The organism is Lentzea indica, assembly GCF_012184385.1.
GTDB lineage: Bacteria > Actinomycetota > Actinomycetes > Mycobacteriales > Pseudonocardiaceae > Lentzea > Lentzea indica.
Window position 1 is genome coordinate 24,094 of sequence record NZ_VSRL01000031.1, and the last position, 25,839, is coordinate 49,932.

Annotated in this window: 19 protein-coding genes and 4 pseudogenes; 11 read left to right on the forward strand and 12 right to left on the reverse strand. The window is 68.8% G+C overall.

Going from position 1 to position 25,839, the window contains the following annotated elements:
- Positions 1-107: 107 nt before the first annotated feature.
- Entirely contained in the window at positions 108-812 is a 705-nt protein-coding gene (locus FXN61_RS11520; RefSeq protein ID WP_167973058.1) for an IclR family transcriptional regulator, read from the reverse strand.
- 182 nt (positions 813-994) lie between these two features.
- Between FXN61_RS11520 and FXN61_RS54220 the strand changes: the two are divergent.
- The 4 genes and pseudogenes from FXN61_RS54220 to FXN61_RS11535 all read left to right on the forward strand — a co-directional run.
- Positions 995-1,663 (forward strand): annotated as a pseudogene (locus FXN61_RS54220) (aldehyde dehydrogenase family protein); the annotation flags it as partial.
- A gap of 103 nt (positions 1,664-1,766) precedes the next feature.
- Positions 1,767-2,426, forward strand: a complete 660-nt coding sequence (locus FXN61_RS54225; RefSeq protein ID WP_312877663.1) for an aldehyde dehydrogenase family protein — start codon at positions 1,767-1,769, stop codon at positions 2,424-2,426.
- A 32-nt stretch (positions 2,427-2,458) separates the two neighbouring features.
- On the forward strand, positions 2,459-3,085 hold the full coding sequence (gene wrbA / locus FXN61_RS11530) for an NAD(P)H:quinone oxidoreductase (RefSeq protein WP_167973060.1): 627 nt from the start codon (positions 2,459-2,461) through the stop codon (positions 3,083-3,085).
- A gap of 191 nt (positions 3,086-3,276) precedes the next feature.
- Entirely contained in the window at positions 3,277-5,391 is a 2,115-nt protein-coding gene (locus FXN61_RS11535; RefSeq protein ID WP_167973062.1) for a beta-galactosidase, read from the forward strand.
- On the opposite strand, the gene FXN61_RS11540 is transcribed toward FXN61_RS11535, so the two are convergent.
- From FXN61_RS11540 to FXN61_RS11565, 6 genes are all read right to left on the reverse strand, one after another.
- Positions 5,392-5,619 (reverse strand): hypothetical protein, encoded by a 228-nt coding sequence (locus FXN61_RS11540; RefSeq protein ID WP_167973064.1) that lies wholly within the window; start codon positions 5,617-5,619, stop codon positions 5,392-5,394.
- Between the two features lie 218 nt (positions 5,620-5,837).
- Positions 5,838-6,857, reverse strand: a complete 1,020-nt coding sequence (locus FXN61_RS11545; protein ID WP_167973066.1) for a LacI family DNA-binding transcriptional regulator — start codon at positions 6,855-6,857, stop codon at positions 5,838-5,840.
- A complete protein-coding gene (locus FXN61_RS11550) occupies positions 6,854-8,233 on the reverse strand; it encodes a GH1 family beta-glucosidase (RefSeq protein ID WP_167973068.1) in 1,380 nt (459 codons plus the stop codon). The genes FXN61_RS11545 and FXN61_RS11550 overlap by 4 nt, the downstream gene beginning before the upstream one ends.
- A 2-nt stretch (positions 8,234-8,235) precedes the next feature.
- Positions 8,236-9,054, reverse strand: a complete 819-nt coding sequence (locus FXN61_RS11555; RefSeq protein WP_167973070.1) for a carbohydrate ABC transporter permease — start codon at positions 9,052-9,054, stop codon at positions 8,236-8,238.
- Positions 9,051-10,010 carry a carbohydrate ABC transporter permease gene (locus tag FXN61_RS11560; protein ID WP_312877664.1) on the reverse strand — a complete coding sequence of 320 codons (960 nt, stop codon included), beginning with the start codon at positions 10,008-10,010 and terminating at the stop codon, positions 9,051-9,053. The genes FXN61_RS11555 and FXN61_RS11560 overlap by 4 nt, the downstream gene beginning before the upstream one ends.
- Complete coding sequence (locus tag FXN61_RS11565; RefSeq protein ID WP_167973072.1) at positions 10,007-11,287, reverse strand: ABC transporter substrate-binding protein; 1,281 nt, start codon at positions 11,285-11,287, stop codon at positions 10,007-10,009. The genes FXN61_RS11560 and FXN61_RS11565 overlap by 4 nt, the downstream gene beginning before the upstream one ends.
- A 349-nt stretch (positions 11,288-11,636) precedes the next feature.
- On the opposite strand from FXN61_RS11565, the gene FXN61_RS11570 reads away from it, so the two are divergent.
- Positions 11,637-12,098 (forward strand): nuclear transport factor 2 family protein, encoded by a 462-nt coding sequence (locus FXN61_RS11570; protein WP_167973074.1) that lies wholly within the window; start codon positions 11,637-11,639, stop codon positions 12,096-12,098.
- Positions 12,099-12,122: 24 nt separating this feature from the next.
- On the forward strand, positions 12,123-12,659 hold the full coding sequence (locus FXN61_RS11575; RefSeq protein WP_167973076.1) for a TetR/AcrR family transcriptional regulator: 537 nt from the start codon (positions 12,123-12,125) through the stop codon (positions 12,657-12,659).
- A gap of 24 nt (positions 12,660-12,683) precedes the next feature.
- Here FXN61_RS11575 and FXN61_RS11580 read toward each other — a convergent pair whose 3' ends face one another.
- From FXN61_RS11580 to FXN61_RS11590, 3 genes are all read right to left on the reverse strand, one after another.
- A complete protein-coding gene (locus FXN61_RS11580) occupies positions 12,684-13,706 on the reverse strand; it encodes a LacI family DNA-binding transcriptional regulator (RefSeq protein WP_376770627.1) in 1,023 nt (340 codons plus the stop codon).
- Between the two features lie 194 nt (positions 13,707-13,900).
- Complete coding sequence (locus FXN61_RS11585; RefSeq protein WP_312877665.1) at positions 13,901-16,531, reverse strand: glycoside hydrolase family 9 protein; 2,631 nt, start codon at positions 16,529-16,531, stop codon at positions 13,901-13,903.
- A 720-nt stretch (positions 16,532-17,251) separates the two neighbouring features.
- Positions 17,252-18,715 carry a hypothetical protein gene (locus FXN61_RS11590; protein ID WP_167973082.1) on the reverse strand — a complete coding sequence of 488 codons (1,464 nt, stop codon included), beginning with the start codon at positions 18,713-18,715 and terminating at the stop codon, positions 17,252-17,254.
- A gap of 148 nt (positions 18,716-18,863) precedes the next feature.
- Between FXN61_RS11590 and FXN61_RS11595 the strand changes: the two genes are divergently transcribed.
- The 5 genes and pseudogenes from FXN61_RS11595 to FXN61_RS56250 all read left to right on the forward strand — a co-directional run bounded on the left by FXN61_RS11595 (position 18,864) and on the right by FXN61_RS56250 (position 24,354).
- A complete protein-coding gene (locus FXN61_RS11595; RefSeq protein ID WP_167973085.1) occupies positions 18,864-19,517 on the forward strand; it encodes a M15 family metallopeptidase in 654 nt (217 codons plus the stop codon).
- Between the two features lie 123 nt (positions 19,518-19,640).
- On the forward strand, positions 19,641-21,134 hold the full coding sequence (locus FXN61_RS11600; RefSeq protein ID WP_167973087.1) for an ABC transporter substrate-binding protein: 1,494 nt from the start codon (positions 19,641-19,643) through the stop codon (positions 21,132-21,134).
- A complete protein-coding gene (locus FXN61_RS11605; RefSeq protein ID WP_246291304.1) occupies positions 21,134-22,906 on the forward strand; it encodes an ABC transporter permease subunit in 1,773 nt (590 codons plus the stop codon). The genes FXN61_RS11600 and FXN61_RS11605 overlap by 1 nt, the downstream gene beginning before the upstream one ends.
- Before the next feature lie 465 nt (positions 22,907-23,371).
- Positions 23,372-24,127 (forward strand): annotated as a pseudogene (locus FXN61_RS11610) (GDSL-type esterase/lipase family protein); the annotation flags it as partial.
- 5 nt (positions 24,128-24,132) lie between these two features.
- Positions 24,133-24,354 carry a ricin-type beta-trefoil lectin domain protein gene (locus FXN61_RS56250; protein WP_376770629.1) on the forward strand — a complete coding sequence of 74 codons (222 nt, stop codon included), beginning with the start codon at positions 24,133-24,135 and terminating at the stop codon, positions 24,352-24,354.
- A gap of 51 nt (positions 24,355-24,405) precedes the next feature.
- Here FXN61_RS56250 and ccsA read toward each other — a convergent pair.
- Both ccsA and FXN61_RS56255 read right to left on the reverse strand, forming a co-directional pair.
- Positions 24,406-24,606, reverse strand: a pseudogene (gene ccsA, locus FXN61_RS50100) (cytochrome c biogenesis protein CcsA); the annotation flags it as partial.
- A gap of 17 nt (positions 24,607-24,623) precedes the next feature.
- Positions 24,624-25,828, reverse strand: a pseudogene (locus FXN61_RS56255) (RNA-guided endonuclease InsQ/TnpB family protein).
- Between the last annotated feature and the right edge of the window lie 11 nt (positions 25,829-25,839).

The following is a 25,839-nucleotide window of genomic DNA, read 5'->3' on the forward strand; positions in this document are numbered from 1 at the left end:
CCCGACTGCGGGGAAGCCCGCAGTTTTCGGTGCGATGGGTCAGTTCTCGGGCACGCCGAAGTCACCCGACCTGTCTGGACAAGTCGGGTGTGGACGCAGAAGTGGGGCTACGCGGTGGGTTCCGCGCTGTAGTCGCCGGACAGGCGTCGTGCGGCCTCGCCGGCCGCGGACATGACCAGATCGGGCACTCCGGGGTCGGAGACCTCGATGCCGAGCTGGACGACCCCGATGCTGGCGCTCGCCCAGTCGGAGATGCGGATCGGCGCCGCGACTCCGAGCGCACCTGGCTGCAGAACGCCCACGGTCAGGGCGTAGCCGTTGATCCGAGCGCGCTGGACGTCGTCAGTGTCGTCATCCGAGGCGGGACGTCCGGCGAGAATCGCCACGCCGTCCGCGCCGAGACTGAGCGAGTGCCGGGCGCCCTGGCGCAACGCCAGGTGGAAGTTGCTCTGCGGGGGTTCCTCGGTGAGCAGGATCAGCGCCTCGTCGCCGTCGGCGACGCTCAGCAGGGACGTGCTGTTCGTCTGGGCGCTGAGCTTGCGCAGGATCGGCAGGACCACCGCCTGCAGCCTGGGCCGCAGCCGGCTCGCCAGTTCGGAGACGCCGATGCCCAGCACGTACCGGGTTCCGATGCGGCCGACGAGGCGGTGCGCTTCAAGCGTGCGCAACAGCCGGTACACCACGGCACGGGCGGTGGCGAGTTGTTCGGCCAGTTCGCCCGCCGTCAGTCCGTCGCTGTGCTCGGCCAGCAGTGACAGCACTTTGAGCCCGCGATCGAGCGTCTGGGAGATCTCCCCGCCTGTCGAACTCATCGCGCGCAGTCCTTCTTGGCCGGTCGGTCAGTTGGCATGTGTTTAGCACAGCGAGCCGGCCCCGCCGGTGATTGACCGGTCGCCGATCTCTCGCTTAGTGTACGACTATCGACCACTAGGGACGGTAATCGGACATGTCACAGCGATCAGTTGCCGAGGAGCTCGCGCGAAAAGTCCCGGCCATGCCGTTCGTGGCGGGGCAATGGCAGCCTCGTTCCTCATCTCAGCCGTTCGACGTCATCGACCCGGTCACCGAGGGGATCCTCACCACGGTGGTGGAGGCGGACGGGACGTTGGTGGACCGTGCCGTCGAATCCGGTCACGACGCTCTCGGCGGTGAGTGGGGGCGGATGGACGGCGCCACGCGCGGGCAGCTGCTGCACACCTTCGCGCAGCTGCTGGAAGACCGCGCGGAGGACTTCGCGAACGTCGAGTCGCTCGACATCGGCAAGCCGGGGTTCGAGCCGCGGGTGATCGACCTCCCGCAGGCGGTGGCCACGTTCCGGCACTACGCGGGCTGGGCCGACAAGCTGACGGGCCAGACGATTCCCACGTCCGGGTACATGGGGCGGTCCACGCTCAGCTACACCGTCCGGCAGCCGATCGGCGTCGTCGCCGCGATCACGCCGTGGAACTCGCCCACGATGATCGGCGCGTGGAAGATCGCGCCGGCGCTGGCTGCCGGGTGCGCGGTCGTGCTGAAGCCGCCGGAGGACGCGCCGCTGACGTCCCTGATGCTCGCGGAACTGGCCGAGCAGGCCGGTTTTCCCTCCGGCGTCCTCAACGTCCTGCCCGGCCGTGGCGTCACGACGGGGAACCTCCTCATCTCCCACCCCGGCGTCGACAAGATCTCGTTCACCGGCAGTCCGGAGACCGGTCACATCGTCGCGACCGCCGCCGCCAGGGGTTTCCGCCCCGACGACGCTCGAACTGGGCGGCAAGAGCCCGCAGATCGTGTTCGCCGACGCCGACCTGAACGCCGCGACGGAGGGCGTCGCCGCCGGTGTCTTCGCCAACCAGGGCGAGGTCTGCGCGGCGGGCAGCCGGATCCTGGTCGCCCGCGAGATCTACGGCGAGTTCGTCGACCGGCTCGCCGCCCGCGCGGCGAAGGTGGTGCTCGGTGATCCGTTCGACGAGGGCACCACCATGGGCGCGCTGATCAACGCCAAACAGCGCGACCGCGTCTCGCACTACATCGGTCGCGGCCGCGACGAAGGCGCCCGGCTCGTCACCGGAGGCGGCCGGCCGGATCGGGCCGGCTACTTCGTCGAGCCCACGCTGTTCGCCGACGCGTCGAACACGATGACCATCGCCCGCGAGGAGATCTTCGGTCCCGTCGGCACGATCATCCCGTTCGACGACGACGACCAAGCGATCGCCATCGCCAACGACAGCAGCTACGCGCTCGCCGCGACGCTGTGGACCACGGACCTCACCAGGGCGCACACCCTGGCCCGGCGGGTCGACGCCGGTGCCGTCGCGGTCAACGGCTGGTCGCCGCTCGACGCCCGGCTGCCGTGGGGCGGGTGGAAGCTCAGCGGCCACGGCCGTGAGCTCGGCCTGGCGGGGCTCGAGGCGAACACCGAGCTCAAAACGATCACGATTGTCCTGTGACACCAACAGGGACACCAATGGAAGGAACATCAATGCCTGCCCGCGTACTCGTCACGTACTACAGCGCGACCGGCTCCGTGCACCGCCTCGCAGAAGCCGTCCAGGCGGGAGCGGAGGAGGCCGGCGCCGAGGTCCGGCTGCGCCGCGTCGCAGAGCTCGCCCCTGAGGAGGCGATCGCGTCCAACGAGGACTGGGCGCGGCACAAGCAGGAGACCGACTCCGTTCCCGTCGCCACCCTGGACGACCTGGAGTGGGCCGACGGCTACGCGTTCGGCACGCCCACCCGTTACGGCGCTCCCGCGGCACAGCTCAAGCAGTTCATCGACACCGCGAGCAGCCTCTGGCACGCGGGGAAGCTCGCCGACAAGCCGGTCACCACGTTCGTCTCGTCCGCGGAACAGCACGGCGGCCAGGAAGCCACGATCCTGTCCCTGAACAACGTCTTCTACCACTGGGGCTGCGTGATCGTCCCGCTCGGCTACACCGACGACATCGTGTACGCGGCGGGCGGTAACCCCTACGGCACGTCCTGGCCCGCGGGCTTCCCGTCGACCATGCCCGACGAGACGGTGCTCGAGTGTGCGCGCTTCCAGGGCCGCCGCCTCGCCCGCTTCGCCGGGGTGCTCGCGGGCGCGCGGGCCGAGGCCGCGTCGGCCTGACGCCGGTCCACATTCGACAGTCGATTCGACTCGAACGTGACCCGAAGGGCCCAGCCGACTCCGCAGGATTACGCGATTCCGTTGCGGCACATGGCAAAGGTCCGATGATCTCGGTTAGCATCCGAAGGTCAACTCGGCTCCGCCGGCAGTGTCGCCGCAGCGGTGATCGCGAACCCCACGGAGGTCTCCCGATGGCGGTCCTGCCCGCGCGGGTGTTGTTCGGCGCTGCCTACTACCACGAGTACCAGCCGTACGACCGGCTCAAGACCGACCTGGACCTCATGGCGGAGGCCGGTTTCACCGTCATCCGGGTCGGCGAGTCGGTGTGGTCGACGTGGGAGCCGGAGAACGGGCGGTTCGACCTCGACTGGCTCCAGCCGGTGCTCGACGGCGCTCACGAACGCGGGATCTCGGTCGTCCTCGGCACACCGACGTACGCGGTGCCGCCGTGGCTGGCCCGGCAGTACCCGGAGATCGCGGGCGAGCGGGCCGACTGCAGGCGCGTCGGCTGGGGCGCCAGGCAGGAGGTCGACTTCACCCATCCCGCCTTCCGCTTCCACGCCGAACGGATCACGCGCAAGATCGTCGGCCGGTACGCCGGCCACCCCTCGGTCATCGGATTCCAGGTGGACAACGAACCGGGCGTGCATCTGCTGCACAACCACGGCGTCTTCCAGCGCTTCGTCGACCACCTGCGCACCACCTACGGCGACGTCGAGAACCTCAACCGCGCGTGGGGCCTGGTGTACTGGTCCCACCGGCTGTCCACGTGGGCCGACCTGTGGACGCCGGAGGGCAACGCCCAGCCGCAGTACGACATCGCCTGGCGGGCGTTCCAGGCACGGCAGACCACCGAGTTCGTCGCGTGGCAGGCGGACATCGTCCGCGAGTACGCGCGACCGGACCAGTTCGTGACCACCTGCCTGCACTACTCGCACGTCGCGCTCGACGACGACGAGCTGACCGACCACGTGGACGTCACCGCCGGGAACCCGTACTACGACATGCAGGACGCGCTCACCCTGCCGGACCCCGACGACGACGAGCAGGGCTGGAAGACCCGCGGGGTGTGGGCGTTCTACCGCGGCGCGGACTGGATCTTCTCCTCCCGTCAGGAACCGTTCCTGGTCACCGAGACCAACGCCGGGAACATCGGTGGGACGTCGGACAACCGTCCTGCGTACGACGGTCAGTGGCGCCAGGCCGCGTGGGCCTTCGTCGCGCGTGGTGCCAGGATGATCGAGTACTGGCACTGGCACACGCTGCACTTCGGCGCGGAGACCTACTGGGGCGGGGTGCTCCCGCACAGCGGCAGGCCCGGCCGCGTGTACGCCGAGCTGGCGCGGCTGGGCACGGAGTTCGCCACCGCGGGCGCGACGGTCGCGGGGATCGAGCCGGACGCCGACATCGCGATCGTCTACTCGGCCCCGAGCAAGTGGTACATGCAGAAGTACCCTCCACTGTCCACTCCGGACGGTGGGTCGGACGGTGCCGCCTACCAGCGGATCTTCGACGCGTTCTACCGCGGTGCCTTCGAGGCGGGGCTCCAGGTGCGCATGATCCACGCCCGTCAGCTGCACGACCCCAGCGGGGAGAAGCAGCCGGTGCCGCCGGACGAGGCCGCGCGACGACACCCCGTGCTGGTCGTGCCCGCGCTCTACCTCGCCGACGACGCGACCGTCGACTGGCTCGCCGCCTATGCGCACGCGGGCGGTCACCTGGTCATCGGACCCCGGACCGCCTACGCCGACCACGAGGGCAGGGCACGTCACGAGCCTGCTCCTGGACGACTCGTCGAGGCGGCGGGCGTCTACTACGACGAGTTCAGCAACCTCTCCCGCGACCTGCGGGTGCGCGCCACGGAGGGATCTCCCGTCGACCTGCCCGCGGACGCTCTCGCCACTCGGTGGGTGGAGGGACTCACGGTGGTCGACGCGGACGTGCTCGTCGAGTACGACCACCACCACTTCGGCCGCTGGGCCGCGGTCACCACCCGGCGCCACGGCGATGGCCGCGTCACGTGCGTCGGCACCGTTCCCGGCCGTGACCTCGCGGCCGCGCTCGCCACGTGGCTGGCGCCGGTGCCTCAGGCCGGATGGCTCGATCTTCCCGCCGCGGTCACCGTGACGACGGGTACCTCGCCGGACGGGCAACGCGTCCACGTGGTGCACAACTGGAGTGGAGACCGCACCGAGGTCGCGGCTCCGGTCGAGCTCACCGATCTGCTGGACGGCGGCACCGTCCCGGCCGGCGGTCCCGTCCAGCTGGGGGAACGGGACGTGCGCGTGTTCACGACCCGCCAGTAGTCAGCGCAACGTGACAGCACGCCAGTGGTCGCCGTCGGTCGCGCCGGGGCTGGGCCGGTTCTCCCGGTACCAGTCCACGATCCGCCGCCTGCCCGCGTCCGTGATGTGGTAGCCGAGGTGATCGCCAACGGGCTCCCAGATCAGGTGCGTCTCCACCGCGTGCTCGATCGCGTCCTGGCGGCACAGGCTTTGCAACAGCCACGGCCACACCATCCCTTGCGCGGTCATCCACAGCACCCGGAGAACCGCCGTTTCCGGCTGAGCCGAAGCGTCGTCCGGCGAATTGTCGAGAAATCTGCCCGCCTGCATCCGAAACCCCCGTTTCCCATCTCCATTTCGGTAGTACGGCCTGCTCATGGCTGTGGTTCATGCCAGAGAACAACTACCTTCGGGTCGAATGCATCTGCGTCGATTCGACTCGGCGCACATTCGATCTCTTCGGGGAATCAGGCGCTCGCCCTGCGCACCAGGGAGGTGGGCAGCAGAACGGACATCGGCAGTTTCTCTTCGCCCGCCAGCTCGGCGAGCAGACGCCACGTCAAGGTGCGGCCGAACTGCTCGACGTCCTGGCGCACGGTGGTGAGCGGCGGTACCGCGGTCGACGCCAGCACGGAGTCGTCGAAGCCGATCACCGCCACGTCGGCGGGGATCCGGTAGCCGCGCACCTGGAGCACCCGCAGCGCGCCCAGAGCCATGATGTCCGCCGCCACGAAGACAGCGTCGAGGTCGGGCGCCCTGCGCAGCAGCTCCTCCATCGCGAGCGCGCCGCTCTCGGGCGTGAAGTCGCTGTGCACCACGAGTTCCACGGCCATGCCGTGTTCCGCGAGCCCGCACCGCCACCCGCTCAGCCTGTCCATGCCGACCGCCATGTCGCGCGGGCCTGCGATCGTGGCGATCTTCTTGCGGCCGAGTGAGACGAGGTGGCGCACCGCCTCCAGCGCACCGGTGAAGTTGTCGGAGTCGACGAAGGGGACGGCGCCGCCCGCGAGCGGACGGCCGCCCACCACGATCGGCAGGCCCGTCTCGTGCAACGTCCTCGGCAACGGGTCCTCGCCGTGCAGGCTCACCACGAGCGCGCCGTCGACGTGGCCGCCGGTGAGGTACGCGACCAGGTCCTCACCGTCCGACGGCTGGTTCATCATCAGCAGGAGCTGGACATGCCGCCCGGCCAGCTCGGCGTGGACGCCGCGCAGCACCCCGGCGAAGAACGGGTCGGCGAGAACCCGGCTGCCCTGCTCGGAGACCACGAGCGCGATCGCGTCAGCCCTGCTGCCCGCCAGCGTCCTCGCCGCGTGGTTCGGGCTGTACCCGAGCAACGCGATCGCGCGGTGCACCGACTGGCGGGAGCGTTCGCTCACGTACTTCTCGCCGTTGATCACCCTTGAGACGGTGGACTTCGACACCCCGGCCACGCGCGCCACCTCCTCGATGCGCGGGCCGGGGCGCCGACTCCTGCCTTCCGTCACGAGACCGCGACCAACGCGTTGTCGCGGGCCACTCGGGCGAACCACCTCGCACTCATCTTCGGCGTGCGGGTCTGGGTGGCGTAGTCGACGTGGACGATGCCGAACCGCTTCGCGTACCCCTCTGCCCACTCGAAGTTGTCCAGCAGCGACCAGCAGAAGTAGCCGCGCAGATCGACTCCCGCGGTGATCGCCGTGTGTGCGGCGCGCAGGTGGGAGGCGATGTATCCGGTCCGGTCGACGTCGTCGATCGCACCGTTGCCCGAGAAGTCGTCGCGGAACGCGGCGCCGTTCTCGGTGATGTAGAGCGGAAGCCGCGGGTAGTCGTGGTGCAGCCGCAGCAACACGGCGGTGAGCCCGTCCGGGTGGACCTCCCAGTCCATGTCGGTCCGCGGAGCGTCGCGGCGGGGGAACGACGCGTGCTGCACGCCGACCCACGGAGACGGACCTGGCTCGCTGCCGTTGGGCGAGGAGCTGACGTAGTGCTCGGTGTAGTAGTTCACGCCGAGCATGTCCATCGGCGCCGAGATCACGCCGAGGTCGCCGTCGTACACGTGCTCGCTGAACCCGAACGGTTCGAGGTCCGCCACGATGTCCGCGGGGTACTCACCGCGCAGCAACGGGTCGAGGAAGATCCGCTGCTGCAGCCCGTCGAGCCGGCGCGCGACGTCGAGGTCCGCAGGACTCGCCGGGTCGACCGGGATGATCGGGTACATGTTGAGCGTGATGCCCACCTTCGCCTCCGGCTCAGCGGCGCGGATGGTGTCGGCCGCGAGCCCGTGCGCGAGCAACAGGTGGTGCACCGCGGCGACGGCGGCGTCGGGCTCCGTGCGGCCCGGCGCGTGAACACCGGACGCGTAGCCCAGGAACGCCGAGCACCACGGTTCGTTCAACGTTGTCCACGTGGTGACGCGGTCACCGAGCGCCTCGACGGTGGCCGCCGCGTAGTCGGCGAACCGGAACGCCGTGTCGCGCGAGGCCCAACCGCCGGTCTCCTCGAGCTTCTGCGGCAGGTCCCAGTGGTAGAGCGTCGGCCACGGCACGATGTCGTGCGACAGCAACGTGTCCACGAGCCGCCGGTAGAAGTCGAGGCCCGCCTGGTTCACCTTGCCGCCGTCCGGCCGCACCCGCGGCCAGGCGATCGAGAACCGGTAGGCCTTGAGCCCGAGCTCGGCCATCATCGCCACGTCCTGCTCGAACCGCCGGTAGTGGTCGGCCCCGGGTTCGCCGGTGTCGCCGCCCACGACCTTGCCGGGCACCCGGCAGAAGGCGTCCCAGATGGAGTCGGTGCGACCGTCCTCACCGGTCGCACCCTCCACCTGGAACGCCGCGGTCGCGGCTCCCCACAGAAAACCCTGCGGGAAAACAATGTTCTCCATTTTCACCCCTTGACGGCGCCCTGCATCACACCGGCGACGATCTGCCGCCCGAGCACGAGGAACACGATGAGAACCGGAACGGTCGCGAGAGTCGTCCCGGCGAGTACGAGCGAGTAGTCGACGTAGTAACCGCTCTGCAGCTTCTCCAGTGCGACCTGGAGGGTCGGGTTGTCGGCGTTGAGCACGACCAACGGCCACAGGAAGTCGTTCCAGGACTGCATGAACGTGAACACGCCCAGCATCGCGGCGGCAGGCCGTGCGGCCGGCAGCGCGACGTGCCAGAACGTCCGCCACAGGCTGCAGCCGTCCATCCGCGCCGCCTCGACGAGCTCGTCGGGGATGGCGTCGAGCAGGTACTGCCGCATCCAGAACACGCCGAACGCGGTGACGAGGTTCGGCACGATCACGGCCTCGAGCTCACCGGCCCAGCCGAACTCGGCCATCGCCATGTACAGCGGGATGATCCCGAGCTGGGTCGGTACCGCGAGCGTCGCCACCACGAACAGGAACAGCACACCCCGGCCGCGGAACCGCAGCTTGGCGAAGGCGAACCCGGCCAGCGTCGACAGCAGCACCACCGACAGGGTCACCGTCCCGGACACGATGAAGCTGTTGCCCAGCGCCTTCCAGAACGGGATGGTGTCGAACACCCGGCTGGCGTTGGCGAAGAAGTTCCCGCCGGGGATCAGCGTGAAGTCACCGGTCAGCACCGAGTTGTCGCGGCTCGCGACCAGGTACGACCAGTAGAACGGGAACGCAGAGCCGAGCACGAACGCGCCGAGCAGCCCGTACACCAGGAACGAAGGTCTGCGGTTGGTCATCGCACCGCCCTCCTGGTGACGAGGAAGTTGATTCCGGCGACGGCGATCACGATCAGGAACAGCACCCACGCGATCGCGGAGGCGTAGCCGAGATCGAGACCCTGGAACGCCGACTGGTACAGGTAAAGCACGACGGTCTGGTACTGGTGCTCCGTGCCGCCGCCGCTGCCGCCCGACGGCTCGAACAGCTTCGGCTCGGTGAAGATCTGCAGGCCGCCGATGGTCGAGGTGACGATGACGAAGATCAGCGTCGGCTTCAGCATCGGCAGCGTGATGCTGAAGAACCGGCGCAGCGGACTCGCGCCGTCGACGAGTGCAGCCTCGTGCACCTCACGGGGGATCGCCTGCATGGCGGCGAGCACGATCAAGGCGTTGTACCCGGTCCATCGCCAGTTGACCATGGAGGCGATGGCGACGTGGCTGCCGAACGTGTCGGCCTGCCAGTCGATCGGACCGATGCCCACCGCCGTGAGGACGTCGTTCACCAGTCCGTACTGCGGGCCGAACAGGTTGCCGAAGATGATCGTCAACGCCACGAGGCTGGCGACGTAGGGCAGCAGCACGCCCATCCGCCAGCCGGTGCGAGCCCGCAGGTTCTCGTTGAGCAGTGCCGCGATCGCCACGGCGATGACAATCTGCGGGGCGCTGGAGAGCACGAAGATGCTGAACGTGTTGAACAGCGCGTTCCAGAACTGCCCGTCGTCGAACAGCGTCCGGTAGTTCTCCAGGCCGATGAACGTCGGGTCGTCGGCGCCCACCTCCCAGTCGAACAGCGAGACGTAGGCCGTGTACAGCAACGGGAACAGCCCGATCGCGCCGAACAGGACGAAGAACGGCGCGACGAACAGGTACGGCGAGACCTTGGCGTCCAATCGGGACATTCGGTGCCGCCGCGGCGGCCGCGGGCGAGCCTCCTCCGCTCGCCCGCGGTCGACCTTGGAGAGAACGGCGGTCACTTGGCCGCCTTCTGCGCGCCCTCTACGGCGGTCTTCCACGCCTCCTCGGCGTTCTTACCCTGCTCGACCGACTGCAGCGCCGGGCTGAACACGGTCTCCTGGATCTGGCCGTCCGCAGGACCCTTGTACTGCGCGGCCTTGACCTTCTTGGCCTGGGTGGCGAACAGCGCACCGGCCTTGACGTCACCGAAGTAGGCGTTGGTCTGCTCCAGCAGCTCCGGCGCGTCGAGCGCCTTGACCTGGCTGGGGAAGGTGCCCTTGGCCTTGAACGCCTTGATCTGCTGCTCCGGCGCGGTCAGCCAGGCAGCGAGCTCGGCGGCCTTCTTGGCGTTCTTGCTCTGCTTCGGCACGCTCAGGTACGAGCCACCCCAGTTGCCACCGCCGTTGGGGAACGCGTCGGTGACGGCCCACTTGCCCTTGTTCTCAGGACCGGCCTGGGACTCGACCACGCCGAGCATCCACGACGGGCAGGTCTTGGTGGCGAACTTGCCGAGCTTGAACCCGGTGTTCCACTCGTTGCTGAACGCCGCGAGCCTCGCCGACTGTCCCTTGCCGACGGCGGTGGTCACCGCGGTCCAGTCCGCCTTGATGTCGGGGTTGGTGTCCACGACCAGCTTGTCGGACTTGTCGTAGTAGCCGGTCTCGTGCTGGTTGTGCATGGCGTTGAACACCTGTGCGGCGCTGTCGAACCAGGCGACGCCGGGGACCTTGGCGATGAACTGGTCACCCGCGGCGAAGTAGCTGTCCCACGTGGCGAACAGCGCCTTGACGCCCTCCGGGTCCGACGGCAGACCGGCCTGCGCGAACAGGTCCTTGCGGTAGCACATGGCGAGCGGACCGATGTCCGTGCCGTAGCCGATGAGCTTGCCGTCCTTGGTGGTGATGGCGTCGGTCTTCCACTGCAGCCAGCGCCCGGCCTCGAGCTTCGGGCCGATCTCGTTGAGATCGTTGAACTGCCCGGCCTTCGACATCACCTGGCTCAGGTAGCCCTCTTCGACGCCCTCGATGTCCGCGAGGCCGGAGCCCGCGCCGAGCTTGGTGAACAGGTTCTGGTGGTGAGGCTGGCCCTGGCCGGTCTTGCGTTGTGTGATCTTGACGTCCGGATGCGCGGCTTCGTACTCCTTGAACAGCTCTTCGTAGCCGAACTCGTTGAACGTCGCGATCGTCAGTTCGGTCTTGCCGTCCGATGACTGACTGGCCCCGCCCGAGCCGCATGCGGTGGTGGCGGCGGCGGACACGGCGGCACAGATCAGCACGCTGACCCAACGGTGTCGCACGGGAGAACTCCTCTGGTCTCGGCGGGCGGATTCTGGGAGCGCTCCCAGATGCCGAGGAGTGTCGCCTTGGTGTCGAGAGTGTGTCAAGACACACTCAGGTCGGCATCAGGCGGTTTGAGGTGTCGAGAACGTGGTGACCTCGCCGTTTTGGCACAGGTCACAGTTGGGAAACCTGGGAGCGTTCCCGGAACTGTGACGTGCCGGTTAACACTCGACGCGCTCTTCGGTGTGCAACGAGGTGCTGCGATGCGTCGGTCCGGCCCAGAGTGCACTGGTCCGCATGCTGGTCGGGCGTCCGTGAGGTCTGTCGTGGTAGGTTATCGGTCTATCACTAACATAGGGGTTGAACATGACAGTCGAGCAGGTCGACGCCCACCGCCGCGCTGCTGCCCAGCACGCCGTGTCCGAGCACCTTCGGCTCACCGCCGCGGGACGCACCGACGAATGGGTGAAGCTGTTCGCCCCGGACGGGGTGCTCGAGTTCCCGTTCGCGCCGGCGGGCGTGCCCAGGCGGGTAACGGGGCGGGACGCGCTCTTCGCGCACATGAGCAGCTTTCCCCAGACCTTCAACGTCGAGTTCGTGGATCTGGTGTTCCACGAGACGGTCGATCCGAGTCTCGTGATCGCAGAGTTCCGCTCGACGGGTACCGCACTGCCGACCGGCAAGCCGTACGAGCAGACGTGCATCTCCGTCGTCCGGACCGACGACGACGCGCTGATCACCCACTACCTGGACTACTGGAACCCGCTCGTGGCGATCGAGGCACTCACACCGTCCGACGCTGATCTCAGCGTCACTTTTGGACGCTGAGAAGAGCCGTGTTTAACTGATGCCATGCCCGCCGCCGGCAGCAGCACCAAGAGCGACGAGCGGCGTCGGGCCGTCGTTGCCGCCGCGATCGATTGCTTCGCGCACAAGGGTTTCTACGGCACGACGACGCACGAGATCGCCGACCGGGTCGGCATCTCGCAGCCGTATCTCTACCGCCTGTACCCGAACAAGCAAGCACTGTTCGCGGCAGCGGTCGACCACGTGTCCGTCGTGATGACCGAGACCCTGGTCGCACACTCGCCGGCGTCAGGCAGGCCAGAGGCGGCGGTGGAAGCGGCGCGTGCCGCCTACGCCGCGCTCGTCGCTGACCGGACCGTCCTGCGTTTTCTCATGCATGCGAACTGCGCCGCCACCGAGCCGCTCGTAGGAGAGGCCGTGCGTCGGTGCTACGCCAAGCAGGTCGAGACGGTTCGGCAGCTGCTCGGCGACGACGATGCCGTGCGGCACTGGTTCGGCGCCGGAATGCTCGACAACGTGGTCGCCGTGCTGGGTCTGGCCGACATCGATGAGCCGTGGGCGCGCGTCCTCGCCGCTCGATGAGCACGCCCTTCATCGCTCTCGGGCTCAGGCGCTGGCGCGGCGCACCAAGGACGTCGGCAGCAGAAGCGACGGTGGCAGCCCGTCCTCGCCTGCGAGCTCGCCCAGCAGGCGCCAGGTCATCGTGCGGCCCAGTTGCTCGACGTCCTGCCGGACCGTGGTGAGCGGCGGCGTCGCGGTCGAGGCCAGCAGGGAGTCGTCGAACCCGACGACCGCCACGTCCTCCGGGATCCGCCTGCCGCTGGCGTGCAGCACCTGCAGCACGCCCAAGGCCATGATGTCGGCCGCGACGAAGACGGCGTCGAGATCGGGTGCGCGGCCGAGCAGCTCGGTCATCGCGCGGGCACCGCTCTCCGGCGTGAAGTCGGCTTCCGCCACGAGGTCCGCGGACAGCCTCGCCTCGCCGAGACCACGCCGCCACCCGCTGAGCCGGTCCACCCCCGCTGCCATGTCGCGCGGCCCCGCCACCGTCGCGATCCTGCCGCGTCCCAGTGACACCAGGTGGCGCACCGCCTCCAGACCACCGGTGAAGTTGTCCGAGTCCACGAACGGGACGGAGGACGCGCCGAGAGGGCGGCCGCCGGCGACGACCGGCAGTCCGATCTCGTGCAGCCGGCGCGGCAGCGGGTCGTCACCGTGCATGCTCACGAGCAGCGCGCCGTCGACGTGTCCACCGGCCAGGTAGGCCAGTAGGTCGTCGTGGTCCTCCGGGCGGCTGAGCATGAGCAGCAGCTGGACGTGCCGCCCGGCCAGCTCGGCGTGCACCCCGCGCAGCAGCCCGGCGAAGAACGGGTCGCCGAGCACACTGCTGCCCTGTTCGGAGATGATCAGCGCGATGGCGTTCGCCTTGTTGCCCGCGAGCGAACGGGCGGCCTGGTTGGGGCTGTACTTGAGCCGGGTGATCGCCTCGTGCACGGCGTCGCGGGCTTTCGTGCTCACGTACGGCTCGCGGTTGATCACCCTGGAGACCGTCGACTTGGACACCCCGGCCAGTCGGGCGACTTCCTCGATCCGCGGGCCGGGCCGTCGTTGCCGGTCAATCTCCGTCATGCCGCTCATCGTAGGAGTCAGCGACCGTCAGTTCGAACGTGGGCGAACCTGCCGCGTGTCGATCACGTCACGTCCGTGAGAGCGCGTCCCCGGCACGGCGTTGTGCCGGGGACGCGGGCAGGGGCCGGCCATCGGCCGGTGCTGGATTCGGCGCGGCACGCCTGGGCGCGCAGAACGTCCCGCGCCGAGGCTTGTCAGGGTTCGGCACCCCACGTGAGGACACCACCGGAGTAGGCGGTGACCCGGTCGAAGTCGGTGAGCGCGGCGCTGACCCGGTAGCTGTGGTCGTCGGCCTGGTCGAAGGCGGACCAGTCGGACTTCGCCACCCGCAGCTGGATCTCGCCGGTGCCCGCGCCCGCCGCCAGGCTGCCGGAGGCGAAGGACAACTCGACGTAGGCATCCGCTCCCGGACGGGCGGCGGCGAGCTTGACCACACGTGCCTGGACGTTGGCGCAACCGATCTGTGCCCAGTCGCACCACACCTGGTAGGTCGCGGCCGGTGCGTCGCCGGTGAACCAGTACCTCGTGGTCGTGGTGGCGAGGCTGACCGGTGTGGTGCCGCGGTTGGTCATCTGGAGCGTGGCGCCGATCTGGTTCGAGACGGCCGCGCCGGTTCCCTTGTGCTGCACCGCGAACGTGCTCCTGGAGCCGGGCAGGGTCCGCGTGCTGACCGCGGTGCCGGCGGCCGAGACGTTGCCGGCCGCGTCTCTGGCGCGCACCGAGAACGAGTACGGCGTGTCCGGCTCGAGACCGGTGACCAGGAGGCTGGTGGTGGCCGCCGAGCCGGCGACGGTGGTGCCGTTGAGAACCTCGTACGCGGTGACGCCGACGTTGTCGGTCGAGACGGTCCAGCTCAGCGTGACGCTGGTGCTGCCGATGTTCGAGGCTGCCAGTCCACTCGGGACGGTCGGCGGCTCGCTGTCGTCGGTGCCGCCGCCGGGTTCCTGGCCCCACAGCGTCTTTCCGTCCTGGCGCAACACGATCCGGTCCGTCTGGGCGACCGCGTTGCCGCTGCCGAGACCGGCGTGGGACCAGTCGTTGGCCGGATCCCACGTGCCGGTGCTGGTGATGCGGAACTGCACTTCCTTGCGGTAGGCGGACTGGCCGGCCGGAGCGATGCCGGAGCACGGGATCTCCACGTAGTACACCGAGCCGCGGTACTGCGCCGGTGCGCTCGCCGTGCCGCACTGGTTGTAGTTCGTGGAAACGCTGATCTGGCTGGGAGTGGTGGCGCCGTCGAGCGTGAAGAAGTAGCGCAACGTGCCGTTGAACGTTCGGGCCGGCCAGGCGCTCTTGTTGAGCACGAACGCCTTGATCTCGGTGAACTGGGCGGCGCTCTGGTTCACCGACGCCTGGACGGTCAGCTCGGGACCGTCCGGGGTCTCCGCCACCGGGAAGCTCGCGAGCGGGGTGCCGCCGAACTCCTTGTACAGCCGGGCGAGCGCACCGGTGAAGCCCGCGTTGTAGTCGAGCGCGACCTCGTTCATCACGTAGTCGCTCCGGCTGTCGGTGTAGGCGTCGTTGTTGGTGCTGGGTCCGCCGACCAACGCGCCGTAGAGCACGTGCCGGCTGGTGGCCGGTTCCTGGATGCTGTCGGCCCACGAGCCGTGCGCGGTGCGGTGGTGCGGGTTGCGCGGCGGGTTGGCGCCGAACCCGACCACGTAGCTGGAGCTGCGCGGGTTGTCGCCGAGGGCGTAGTTGATCTGCCGCACACCGAAGTCGTGATACGTCCTGGCGCGCGTGCTGTCGCGTGTGGACAGCCAGTCCGAGTACACCAGCGCGGCGAACGCGGTGTTGGCGGCGTAACGCAGTGAGCCCCAGCTGTCGAGCACGGCCTGGCCGCCGGGGGAGTAGCGCACGCGGTTGCCGTTGTGCCCGGTGGTCCAGAAGTCCAGCCAGCGGTTGGCATCGGTGACGTAGGTCTGCTCACCGGTCAGCTTGGCCATCAGCACGTAGGCCCCGTAGGACTTGTCGTCCCACGCGATGGTCCACCGGTAGGAGCGTTCGGTGCTCTGCGGCTCGGTGCCGAGCTTCTGGTACTCCGCCTTGGCCTTCGTCAGGTAGCTCGCGTCACCGGTCGCGCGGTGCAGCCAGATCGCACCCCACACCAGCTCGTCCTGGTAACCGCTCCACGAGTTGTAGAAGTTCGCGGCGTCGGTGATGCAGGAGCTGTACTTGCCGCGGTAGGTGTCCGCGAAGGAGTAGAGCTGCTTGGCGTGCGTGACCAGGGTGGCCGCATAGGCGGGATCGGTGTCCTTGAACACCATAGACGCCGACGCCATCGCCGCCGCGTACTCGCCCGCCAGGTCGGATCCTGGACAGGAAGTGTCCACTTTGTACGACGGGCGGGCCATGGGCATGACCTCTGCCGATCCCCACCAGGCGTGGTCGGGGTTGCCCGCGCCGACCTGCCCGTAGACGACGTTCGGGGACGGGTGCGCCCTGATGATCCAGTCCGTGCCCCACTTCAGGTTCGTCATCAGGTGCTGCAGCTGGCCGGAGCCCGCGTACGCGTCCCGGTTCTCCACGGCGCCCCAGGCGAGCATCGACATGCTGAACGCGAAGGGCAGCCCGAACTTGACGTGGTCACCGGCGTCGTAGAAGCCACCGGACAGGTCGAGCCCGACGTCGGAGCCGTCGCGCAGCGCCGAGTCCGCGCGCCAGCTCACGCGGTTGCCCGGCGGCAGCTTCCCCGACCGCTGGGCGTCGTAGAACCAGACCGACTTCTGCAGCGCCTCCGCGTAGTTGAACGCGGGCGCGGCCTCCGACCGCGGCATCAGAGGGCCGGTCAGCCCTGCGAGCAACGCGACGAGGGCGGCTGCCACAGCTCTCGACATGCGACTGTGCACGTGAGCCTCCGATGACAGGGTTCGGATTCGACTGGGAGCGCTCCCAGGTTCGGGACTGTAACGGTCACGAAACCTTCCCGACAGGGGTGCCTGCCGAATGCTTCGAGAAATGCCGACGATCGGGCTTTTGTCATGACCTGAACGTCGTCCGCTCGCTCTGCCGAATGGCCCTGGGAATGTTTTCGGAGTCAAGAAGAGCCAGGTGGAGGCTGTGTCGACGCGACAGGATCATCGTTACTTGAGGCCGTTCGGCGTAATTTTTACGTGGCTGTCACACGAAGAAGTCGAATGTCGTTCGACGGCCTCTCGCTGAAATGGCCTATTGTCTCGGCGAATTCATCTACCGAGCGTGTGCGGGAGCGGCCGTTTCGGTGGGGCCGATCGGAAGTTGCGAGCCACGATTGCCCGCTTCGATTACGCGAAGTGCAACATGAGGTTCGCTCTGATATCGACCACAGATTCGACGACCCCTTCCCGAGTCGCTTCCCCGTGGTTACAGTCCGGCCTCATCTGGGAACGCTCCCAGGTATCCGGCCCGGTGTCGGGAGTGGGACGCGGACCGCCACGATGTGGCGTCGTGGAGGTCGTCCTCGCGTCCCCGACGGCGGCTCGCCACCGTGCCGGTCCCGACGAGCACCCCCTCCGGCGTGCGGCCAGGAGGGGGTGCTCCAGGGCCCCCGATCAACGCCCAACCCGTCAAGGGGTGATCACCGCGGCGTAGCCCGCTCGGATGTCGCCGTCGGACGGGCTCACGTACCTGTCCGGCGGCGGGCCGTCGGCCGAGGCGAGGAACGTGCTCGGGCAGCTCTCGCCACCGATCTCCACCTTGGTATCCACCACGACCTTCCCGGTGCGCAGCTCGTACGCCTTGACCGGGATGGCGATCTTGCGGAAGGTCACACCGGCGACCCGGCCGGTGCTGGCGGCCCGGTACGGGCAGGTCTGCGTCGGGGCACCGAACTCGGTCTGGCCCGTGCACACCACCAGCACGGCCTCGCCGACGTCGTGGGTGAGCCAGTCACCGGGCAGCTTGTCCACGTACTCGCGGTTGCCCCAGATCACCGCCCGGTTGACGGCGCCCTTGCGGAACTCGGGCGCACCGCTGTAGGCGGCGGGTTGGCCGCAGTAGCCGCCGTGCAGGTTGCGGACGTGCGCCAGCTCGGCCGCGAGCCTCGCCTTCGTGACACCCTCCTGCGCCTTGCCGGTCAGCTCGTGGCCGGGGTACTCGTCGAGCAGCTGCTGGTACCGCTGCTGGGCGTGGCCGAAGTGGTTGGCCGCCATCCGCTCGTCGGCGCACCCGACGAGCGCCGCAGGTGCGACGCGCGGCACCACGGTCGCCGCCCGGTCCAGCCCGTTGCCGGTGGGTTTCCTGCTCTTCAGCCAGTCGGTGAGTGAGCTGGTGCGGCAGCTGTCCTTCGTGGGCAGGCCGCCGAGGAACCGGTCCAGCGCGACGTCGACCATCTTGTCGTGGCCGGGCAGCTCCGCCAGCACCGCGTTGAGGCCGCGGAAGCCGGCGCCCAGTGCGTCCGTGTCGCCCTTGGCCAACGAGTCGTTGAGCCTGCCCGACGCCTCCCGGAGCCGCCGGCACGCGTCGACGGTCCGGTCGGTGCGCATGGTCATCGGCGCGTCGACCACGCGGTGGCCGAACCACACCTTCGCCAGCTCGGTCTCCGCCCGCGCGCAGTCACCCTGCTGCCGGGCCTCGGTGACGTGTCCCTCGAGTCGCGCGGCGTCGAACCGCACCAGCCCGAAGACCAGCAGCACAGGAACCGTGACGGCGAGCGCGATCCGCCGGTGCTTGCGCACCACGGAACCGGCCCGTCCTCCGCCGAGGTACCAGCCGTGCCAGATCATGGCCGCCCACCACGCCAGCACGGCCACTTCGAACCACACCGACGGCACGGCGACGACGACGGTCACCAGCACGACGGTCCCCAGCATGGCCAGGACGGCCAGCAGGCGCCGCCCCAGCAGCAGGTACCCAACGCTGAGCAGGGAGGCGTTGCCGATGGCGGCGGCCACCGCGTCACGGGGCCGGAACACCCGCTCGGGTACGAAGGCCGGTGGGTTCGGGGACCAGTCGGTCGCTCCTGGCAGGACAGCGACCTGTGGATCGTCGACCTGGTTGGTCTGGTTCTCGGGCGGCATCGGCTGATCCATGGTGGTCCCTCCCTCGCGGACACGACCATGGTTTCGCCGCGGCGGGCCCGCGATCCACGCCATGACCTGTTACTGCCAGGCACCACGTCCAAGATCACCCGGTATACGGTCGCGTGAACACAGGTGGAGCTACCGGGAGTGAGTGAACGTGGGTGAAGTCGTCCTCATGTCGGACGCGAGGATCGCGGCGATTCCGGTCCTCGACAGCGGGGAACCTCTCCGCGACGTCCGGCGAGACCAGGCGATCGCCGTCGACGCGCGCAAGCGCGATGACCGAGGTGCGTTCGCGTACCTGAGGGAAGACCTCCTGAACCGTCTGCTGAGCGCTCAGAAGCTGCTTCCGGAAGGCATCCGCCTCCTGTTCGTCGAGGGTTACCGGCCGCCCTCACTGCAACGCTTCTACTTCGAGCGCTACGCCGACGAGCTGCGGGCCGGCCATCCGGACTGGTCCGCGGAGCAGGTGCGGACGGCCGCGAGCAGGTACGTGTCGCCGCCGGAGATCGCTCCGCACAGCGCAGGCGCCGCCGTCGACCTCACTCTCGTCTCCCGTGACGGGCAGGAGCTCGACATGGGGACTCGCGTGAACGCCAGTCCCGAAGAAAGCGAAGGCGCCTGCTACACGGCGGCGGAGAACGTCAGCCCGGCGGCCCGCGCCAACCGGCAACTTCTCGCCGACGCACTGGGCGGAGCAGGGCTGGTCAACTACCCCACCGAGTGGTGGCACTGGTCCTATGGCGACCGGTACTGGGCGTTCGTCACCGGTGCCGAGCACGCGCTCTACGGACCGGTGGATCTCCACTGACCGAACCGTCCACATCGGAACGAAGTCCGGCCACGTGATGTGCGACTCGCCACCTAGATGCAAATGATTGTCATGAGCTACCGTCGCAGGTTGTTAGCGTTCTCATGACGACAGGGATCCTCCATGCATCGCCGCGCGCCGCTGGTCGCCGTTGGACTCACCGCCGTTTCGGCTCTCCTCGCCGGGTGCTTCGCCTCCGGGGCGCAGACCACCGGTACGTCCGGCGGCGGGAGGATCAAGCTGGCCATGATGCTGCCGCCGCGGTCAGGCCTGACTCCGTTCAGCGATGACGCGTTCAAGCTGTCCCGCTGGTCGACGGCGGAAACGCTGGTGACGCTGGACGAGAACGGGGACGCGCGTCCTGGGCTGGCCACCGAGTGGCGGCGCACCTCGGACACGGTCTGGGAGTTCACCGTCCGGAAGGGAGTGACCTTTCACGACGGGAGCACCCTGACGGCCGCGGTGGCCGTGAACACCCTCACCAGGGCGATGAAGGCGGTGCCGAAGCCGCGCATTCTCGACGGCGTCACGCTGACCGCGTCGGTGGCGGGGGAGAAGCTGATCGTCACGACGGGAACGCTGGACCCGTTGCTGCCGCAGCGTTTGTCGTCACCGCAGCTGTCCATTTTGGCTGAAAGCGCGTACGCGGCGGACGGCAAGGTCAACCCGGTGGGCACCGGCAGCGGGCCGTTCCGGTTGGTGCGGATCAACGGGACCACGAGCGCGTCCCTCGACCGCTACGACGGTTACTGGGGTGAGAAGGCGAAGGCCGCGGGGATCGACGCGTCGTTCGTGCCGGACGGCACCGCTCGTGCGGCGTCGATCCGCAGCGGTGAGGCGCACATCGCCGAAGCGGTCCCGGTTTCGCAGGCCGCACTGCTCGATCCGCAGACCATCAGCGAGGTGCCGATGCCGCGCACCAACACGTTGTACCTCAACACGAAGTCCGGGCCTTTCGCCGATCACGCGCTGCGTGCCGCCGTGCGCGAGACGATCAACCGCGGCCAGATCGTCAGCAGTGTCTACGAAAACCGCGCCGACGTCGCCAAGGGACTGCTCGGACCGGCACTGCCGTGGACTGTGCAGGCCCGCAAGGAGCTCACCGGCCGCGTCGCGGCAGGCCGGGCGAACGGTGCCACGATCACGCTGGCGACCTTCACCGACCGCGCGGAACTGCCCGAGGTCGCCGCGATCGTCCAGCAGCAGCTGCAGGACTCCGGGTTCAAGGTGAACCAGGTCGTGCGCGAGTACGCCCACATCGAGCAGGACATGCTGGCGGGCAAGTTCGACATGTTCATCCTGTCGAGGGCGACCGTGATCGACTCAGGTGACCCGGTCGCCTACCTGAAGTCGGACTTCACCTGCGGCGGTTCGTTCAACATCGCGCAGCTGTGCGACGAGAACGTCGACCAGGCGGTCCGGAAGGCCGACGCCACCGAGGCCGGCGATCAGCGTCGCGCGGCGATCCTCGAGGCCGAGGCGGCCGTGCTGCGCACCGACGCCGCCATCCCGATGCTGCACGAGCGCGTGATCCAGGGTGACGCCACCTCGGTCGCCGGTTCGGTGAAGGACCCGCGCGAGCGGGCGCTGATCACCCCGACCACGCACGTGAAGTGATGTCCGAGCACGTGCGCGGACGCGCGGGAGTCGTGGTCTCGCGGCTCGGTGCGCTCGTGCTGATCGTTGCGGTGGTGGGGCTGCTGCCCTGGTTGTCAGGGCGTGATCCAGCGTTGTCGGTGCTGCGGGCGCTGTCGGCCGAGCAGGAGCCGACACCGGAGGCCTTGGCCGCGGTACGCCGGCAGCTCGGCCTCGACGCCGGTCCCGTCGACCTGCTGGCCGGCTGGGTGTTCGGACTGATGCGTGGTGACCTCGGCCGATCGTGGATCAACGGCGCCGAGGTGCTGCCGGCCGTGCTGTCCGGTCTCGGGGTCTCGCTGACGCTGATGGCCGCGGCGTCCGTGGTCGCGCTCGTCGTGTCGTCAGCGCTGTGCCTGCCGGCCTTGATGCGCGGTGCACGCGGCGACACGGCAGGAGCGAGTGGTGCGACCGGTGCGGCGCTGGCCGCGCTGCCCGAGTTCCTGCTCGCCGCGGTGCTGCTGGTGACCCTGTCGGTGTGGCTCGGGTTGTTCCCGCCGTACGGCTGGGCAGGCCCGCACCACCTCGTGCTGCCCGCGCTCGCACTCGGCATCCCCGCGGGCGCGGTGCTGGGCACGCTGCTCGGTGACGCCGTTCCCGCGGTCTTCCGCGAGCCCTGGGTGGCGGTGTGGCGGTCGTGGGGCTGCACTCGATCGACCCTCGTCCGAGGAGTCCTGTGGCGTGCTCTGCCGCCGCTGCTGCCACAGGCAGGCTTGATCGTGGTCGGCCTGACCGGGGGAGCCGTGGCGGTGGAAACCGTCTTCGCGGTTCCCGGCATCGGCCGGTCGGCGCTGGGAGCGGCGCGGGCGCAGGACCTGCCGATGCTGCAGGGTTGCGTGCTCGCACTCGTGCTGCTGGGCCTGGTGGCCGGCGCGGCCGTCGGTGTCGTGCGCCTGCGCATGCTCGGTCCGGCACTGCGGGACGCCGCGTTGTCGTTGCCCGCCCATTCCCGGCCGACGCCGGGCAAGTGGCACGTCGCGGTTCCCGTGGGGACCGCGGCGCTGATGGCGGTGGTGATCGGATGGGGCCTGGTGCGTGATCCCCTGAGGATCGACACCGCGGCCAGGCTCGCGTCACCGAGCCTGGCCCATCCGCTGGGCACGGACGGCCTCGGCCGCGACGTGCTGGCGCGGGTCGCGCACGGCGCACCGGCCACGATCGGCGTGGCCGTCGCGGTCTGCGTGTGTTCCTACGTCGTCGCCATGGCCATCGGCTTCCTGCCGGGGATCGCGAGAGGTACGGCGGAGGCGACGAACGCGGCTGCCGCCCGTGATCGCCGGCATCCTCGTGGCCGCCGTGCTGGGCCCCGGCACGATCGCGCCTCGCTCGCCGTCGCACCTGGTCTCGTGGCCCGCCTGGCCGCGCACGCCGCCGCACTGGTGGAACAGACGCGTGCTTCGGCCCACATCACCGCGCATCGCGCACTCGGGGCGTCACCGTCGCGGATCACGCTTCACCACGTGCTCCCGGCCGTCGCGGGGCCGGTCGCCCGCAACGCTGTTCTGCGCCTGCCCGCCATCGCGCTGGGGCTGGCCTCGCTGGGATTCCTCGGTCTCGGCGCCCAGCCGCCCGCACCGGAGTGGGGTCTGATGCTGGCCGAGTCGCTGCCGTACGTCGAACGGGCGCCGTTCGCGGCGTTGAGCCCCGCGGTGATGCTGCTGATCGTCGCCGTTTTGACCATGTCGTTGTCCGCCTTGACTTTCCCGAGGTCCGCTCGGCGCCTGTGGCGGAGGAAGGCATCGCTGGACGCGTGACACCGGGTGCGCGTTGCGGGATGTGAACGTTAACACCAGGGAAATGCGGCGGCAAGGCCCACTAAAACCGAGACAGACGATTGAAACGTATCAAATGTGGCCGCCGGGGGTGCGGCACCGGCGCTGACGACTGGCTTTGACCGTGGCCTCCGCAGGTCGACGCAAGACATATTGCGTTGCAGGACAGGGACTTCATCGCCCTGACGACTAGTGCGCGCGAGATGTTTTCCCTGCGAGTAGGTTACTGGCCGGTCATGTCCCGGAGCGTCTCAAGTGGATTGTCTTCTTGACACGGCGTTGCCGCGCTATTCAGTGTTAGCGTTAACGCAACGTTCTTACGTGGGCAAGGAGAACATGATGCAGGCAAGGTTACGGCGGCTCATCGCCTGCGCTGCCGCTTTGGTCACCGCCGCGCTGCTGCCCGCCGCACCGGCGGTCGCGGAGTCCAACGGTGGAACACGGGTCATGCCCTTGGGCGACTCGATCACCGAGGGCACGCAGGTGCCGGGCGGCTACCGCATCGGGTTGTGGCAGCGGTTCGGGAGCGGGAACTACCGCGTCGACTTCGTCGGTGCGGAGTTCAACGGCCCGGCGTCGTTGGGCGACCACGACCACGAGGGTCACCCCGGCTGGCGCATCGACCAGATCAACGCGAACGTCGTGACCTGGCTCCAGAACACCAACCCACGTACCGTTCTGCTGCACATCGGCACCAACGACGTGATCCAGAACTTCGACCTGGCCAACGCGCCCGCACGCCTGTCCGCCCTGGTCGATCGCATCACCGCCACCGCGCCCAACGCCGACGTGTTCGTCGCGACGATCATCCCGATGGGCGGCGACGAGCGGGAGTCCGCCGCGCGTGCGTACAACGCCACGATCCCCGGAATGGTGCAGAGCAAGGTCAACGCGGGCAAGCGCGTGCGTCTGGTCGACATGCACTCCGCACTCACCACTTCCGACCTGATCGACGGCGTCCACCCGACCGCCACCGGCTACGACAAGATGGCCGCGACCTGGTACAGCGCGCTGCGCTCCGTGCCGGGCACCATCGGCGATCCCGTGGCGGGCAGGCAGATCATCGGGGTGCCCTCCGGCCGTTGCACGGACGTTCCGGGGGCGACCACCGCCAACGGCACGCAGGTCCAGCTGTGGGACTGCCACGGCGGAACAAACCAGAACTGGACCTACACCTCCAGCAGGCAACTGGTGGTTTACGGCAACAAGTGCCTGGAAGCCTCCGGCTGGGGTTCTGCCAACGGCACCCCGGTGGCGATCTGGACTGCCAGCGCGGCTCGAACCAGCAGTGGAACGTCAACGCCGACGGCACGATCACCAACGCGCTCAACAACCTCTGCCTGGACGCCAACGGCCGGGGTACCGCCAACGGCACCCAGCTGATCCTGTGGTCCTGCTCGGGTCAGTCCAACCAGCAGTGGAGGTCCTGACCGCGGTCAGGTGACGGCGCGCCGCGGAAGGCATCCGCGGCGGCGCCCGACTCAGGAAGTGCCGGCGTACGAGTGCAAGCCGGAGATCGCCAGGTTGATGAAGAAGAGGTTGAACAGCACGGCGATCATCCCGATGACGTTGATCCACGCGGCGGGCTTGCCGCGCCATCCGGCGGTCGAGCGGGCGTGCAGGTAAGCGACATAGCAAACCCACGAGACGAACGCGACCGTCTCCTTGGGATCCCAGCCCCATTGGCATCCTCTCCGGCCTAAAGGACGGAGATTCCCTCCACGCTGCGCGTGGAACACGCGGCGTCCGGGTGGGTTACCGCTTCGTCGCGCGGTGCCGGCATCACTGCTGGTCTTACCTGCGCTCCACGGTCGTTGAAGTCCGCCTGCCCGGCGGCCTTGATGTTCTGCGCGGCGTTGACGTCCCGGTCGTGGGTGCTGCCGCACGGGCACACCCACGACCGGACATCCAGGGCCATTTTCTCGTTGATCCGGCCGCAGTCCGAGCACATGCGGGTGGACGGGAAGAACCGGTCCACCCTGGCGAAGGTGCGTCCGTGCCGGGCGGCCTTGTACTCCAGCATGCTGGTGAAGCCGGCCCAGCCCGCGTCGTGCACGGACTTCGCAAGCCGGGTCCGGCCGAGACCGACGACGCACAGGTCCTCGACGTACACCGCTTGGTTGTCGCGGATGATCGCCGTGGACAGCTTGTGCTGCCAGTCCCGCCGGGTGTCGGCCACCCGCGCATGGGCGCGGGCTACCTTCACGACGGCTTTCTCACGCCTGTTCGATCCCTTGGTCTTGCGAGACAGATCCTGCTGCAGCCGCTTGAGCTTGCGCGCAGCCCTGCGCAGGAACTTCGGCGCGGCCACCTTCGTACCGTCCGAGAGGACGCGAAGTGGGTGAGCCCCAGGTCGATGCCGACTGCCGAGTCTGTCTCCGGCAACGGTTCGTCCGTGGTCCGTACTACGAACGACGCGAAGTACCGGCCGGCCGCGTCCCGGATCACCGTGACCGAGCTGGCCTCGGACGGCAGGCTGCGAGACCAACGGACCTCCACGTCCCCGATCTTCGGCAACCGGAGCCGACCGTTGTCCAGCACCCTGAACCGACTGTTCCTGGTGAACCGGATGGCCTGCCGATTGTCCTTGCGCGACCGGAATCGGGGCGGCGCGACCGTGCGACCCTTGCGCTTGCCTGAGATGGAGGCGAAGAAATTGCGGTACGCCACGTTCAAGTCCGCGAGGGCCTGCTGCAACACCACCGACGACACCTCGCCCAGCCACGCCCGTTGCGGTGTGTCCTTGGCCAGGGTGATGACCTGCTTGGACAGGTCCCCGTCCGAGACGTGCTTCTCGCCGTTCTCCCGTGCCTGCCGGCGCAGCCTGAGTCCGTCGTTGAACACCACCCTGGCGCACCCGAACGACCGGGCCAGCGCCTCGCGCTGCCTGGCGTCCGGGTACATCCGGAAGTTGT

What these genes read in the sequence shown, in the direction of transcription:
- FXN61_RS11520 (WP_167973058.1), bottom strand. Translation starts at nt 812, where the DNA reads ATGAGTTCGACAGGCGGGGAGATCTCCCAGACGCTCGATCGCGGGCTC.
- wrbA (WP_167973060.1), top strand. Translation starts at nt 2,459, where the DNA reads ATGCCTGCCCGCGTACTCGTCACGTACTACAGCGCGACCGGCTCCGTG.
- FXN61_RS11535 (WP_167973062.1), top strand. Translation starts at nt 3,277, where the DNA reads ATGGCGGTCCTGCCCGCGCGGGTGTTGTTCGGCGCTGCCTACTACCAC.
- FXN61_RS11540 (WP_167973064.1), bottom strand. Translation starts at nt 5,619, where the DNA reads ATGACCGCGCAAGGGATGGTGTGGCCGTGGCTGTTGCAAAGCCTGTGC.
- FXN61_RS11550 (WP_167973068.1), bottom strand. Translation starts at nt 8,233, where the DNA reads ATGGAGAACATTGTTTTCCCGCAGGGTTTTCTGTGGGGAGCCGCGACC.
- FXN61_RS11555 (WP_167973070.1), bottom strand. Translation starts at nt 9,054, where the DNA reads ATGACCAACCGCAGACCTTCGTTCCTGGTGTACGGGCTGCTCGGCGCG.
- FXN61_RS11570 (WP_167973074.1), top strand. Translation starts at nt 11,637, where the DNA reads ATGACAGTCGAGCAGGTCGACGCCCACCGCCGCGCTGCTGCCCAGCAC.
- FXN61_RS11575 (WP_167973076.1), top strand. Translation starts at nt 12,123, where the DNA reads ATGCCCGCCGCCGGCAGCAGCACCAAGAGCGACGAGCGGCGTCGGGCC.
- FXN61_RS11580 (WP_376770627.1), bottom strand. Translation starts at nt 13,706, where the DNA reads ATGACGGAGATTGACCGGCAACGACGGCCCGGCCCGCGGATCGAGGAA.
- FXN61_RS11590 (WP_167973082.1), bottom strand. Translation starts at nt 18,715, where the DNA reads ATGGATCAGCCGATGCCGCCCGAGAACCAGACCAACCAGGTCGACGAT.
- FXN61_RS11600 (WP_167973087.1), top strand. Translation starts at nt 19,641, where the DNA reads ATGCATCGCCGCGCGCCGCTGGTCGCCGTTGGACTCACCGCCGTTTCG.
- FXN61_RS11605 (WP_246291304.1), top strand. Translation starts at nt 21,134, where the DNA reads ATGTCCGAGCACGTGCGCGGACGCGCGGGAGTCGTGGTCTCGCGGCTC.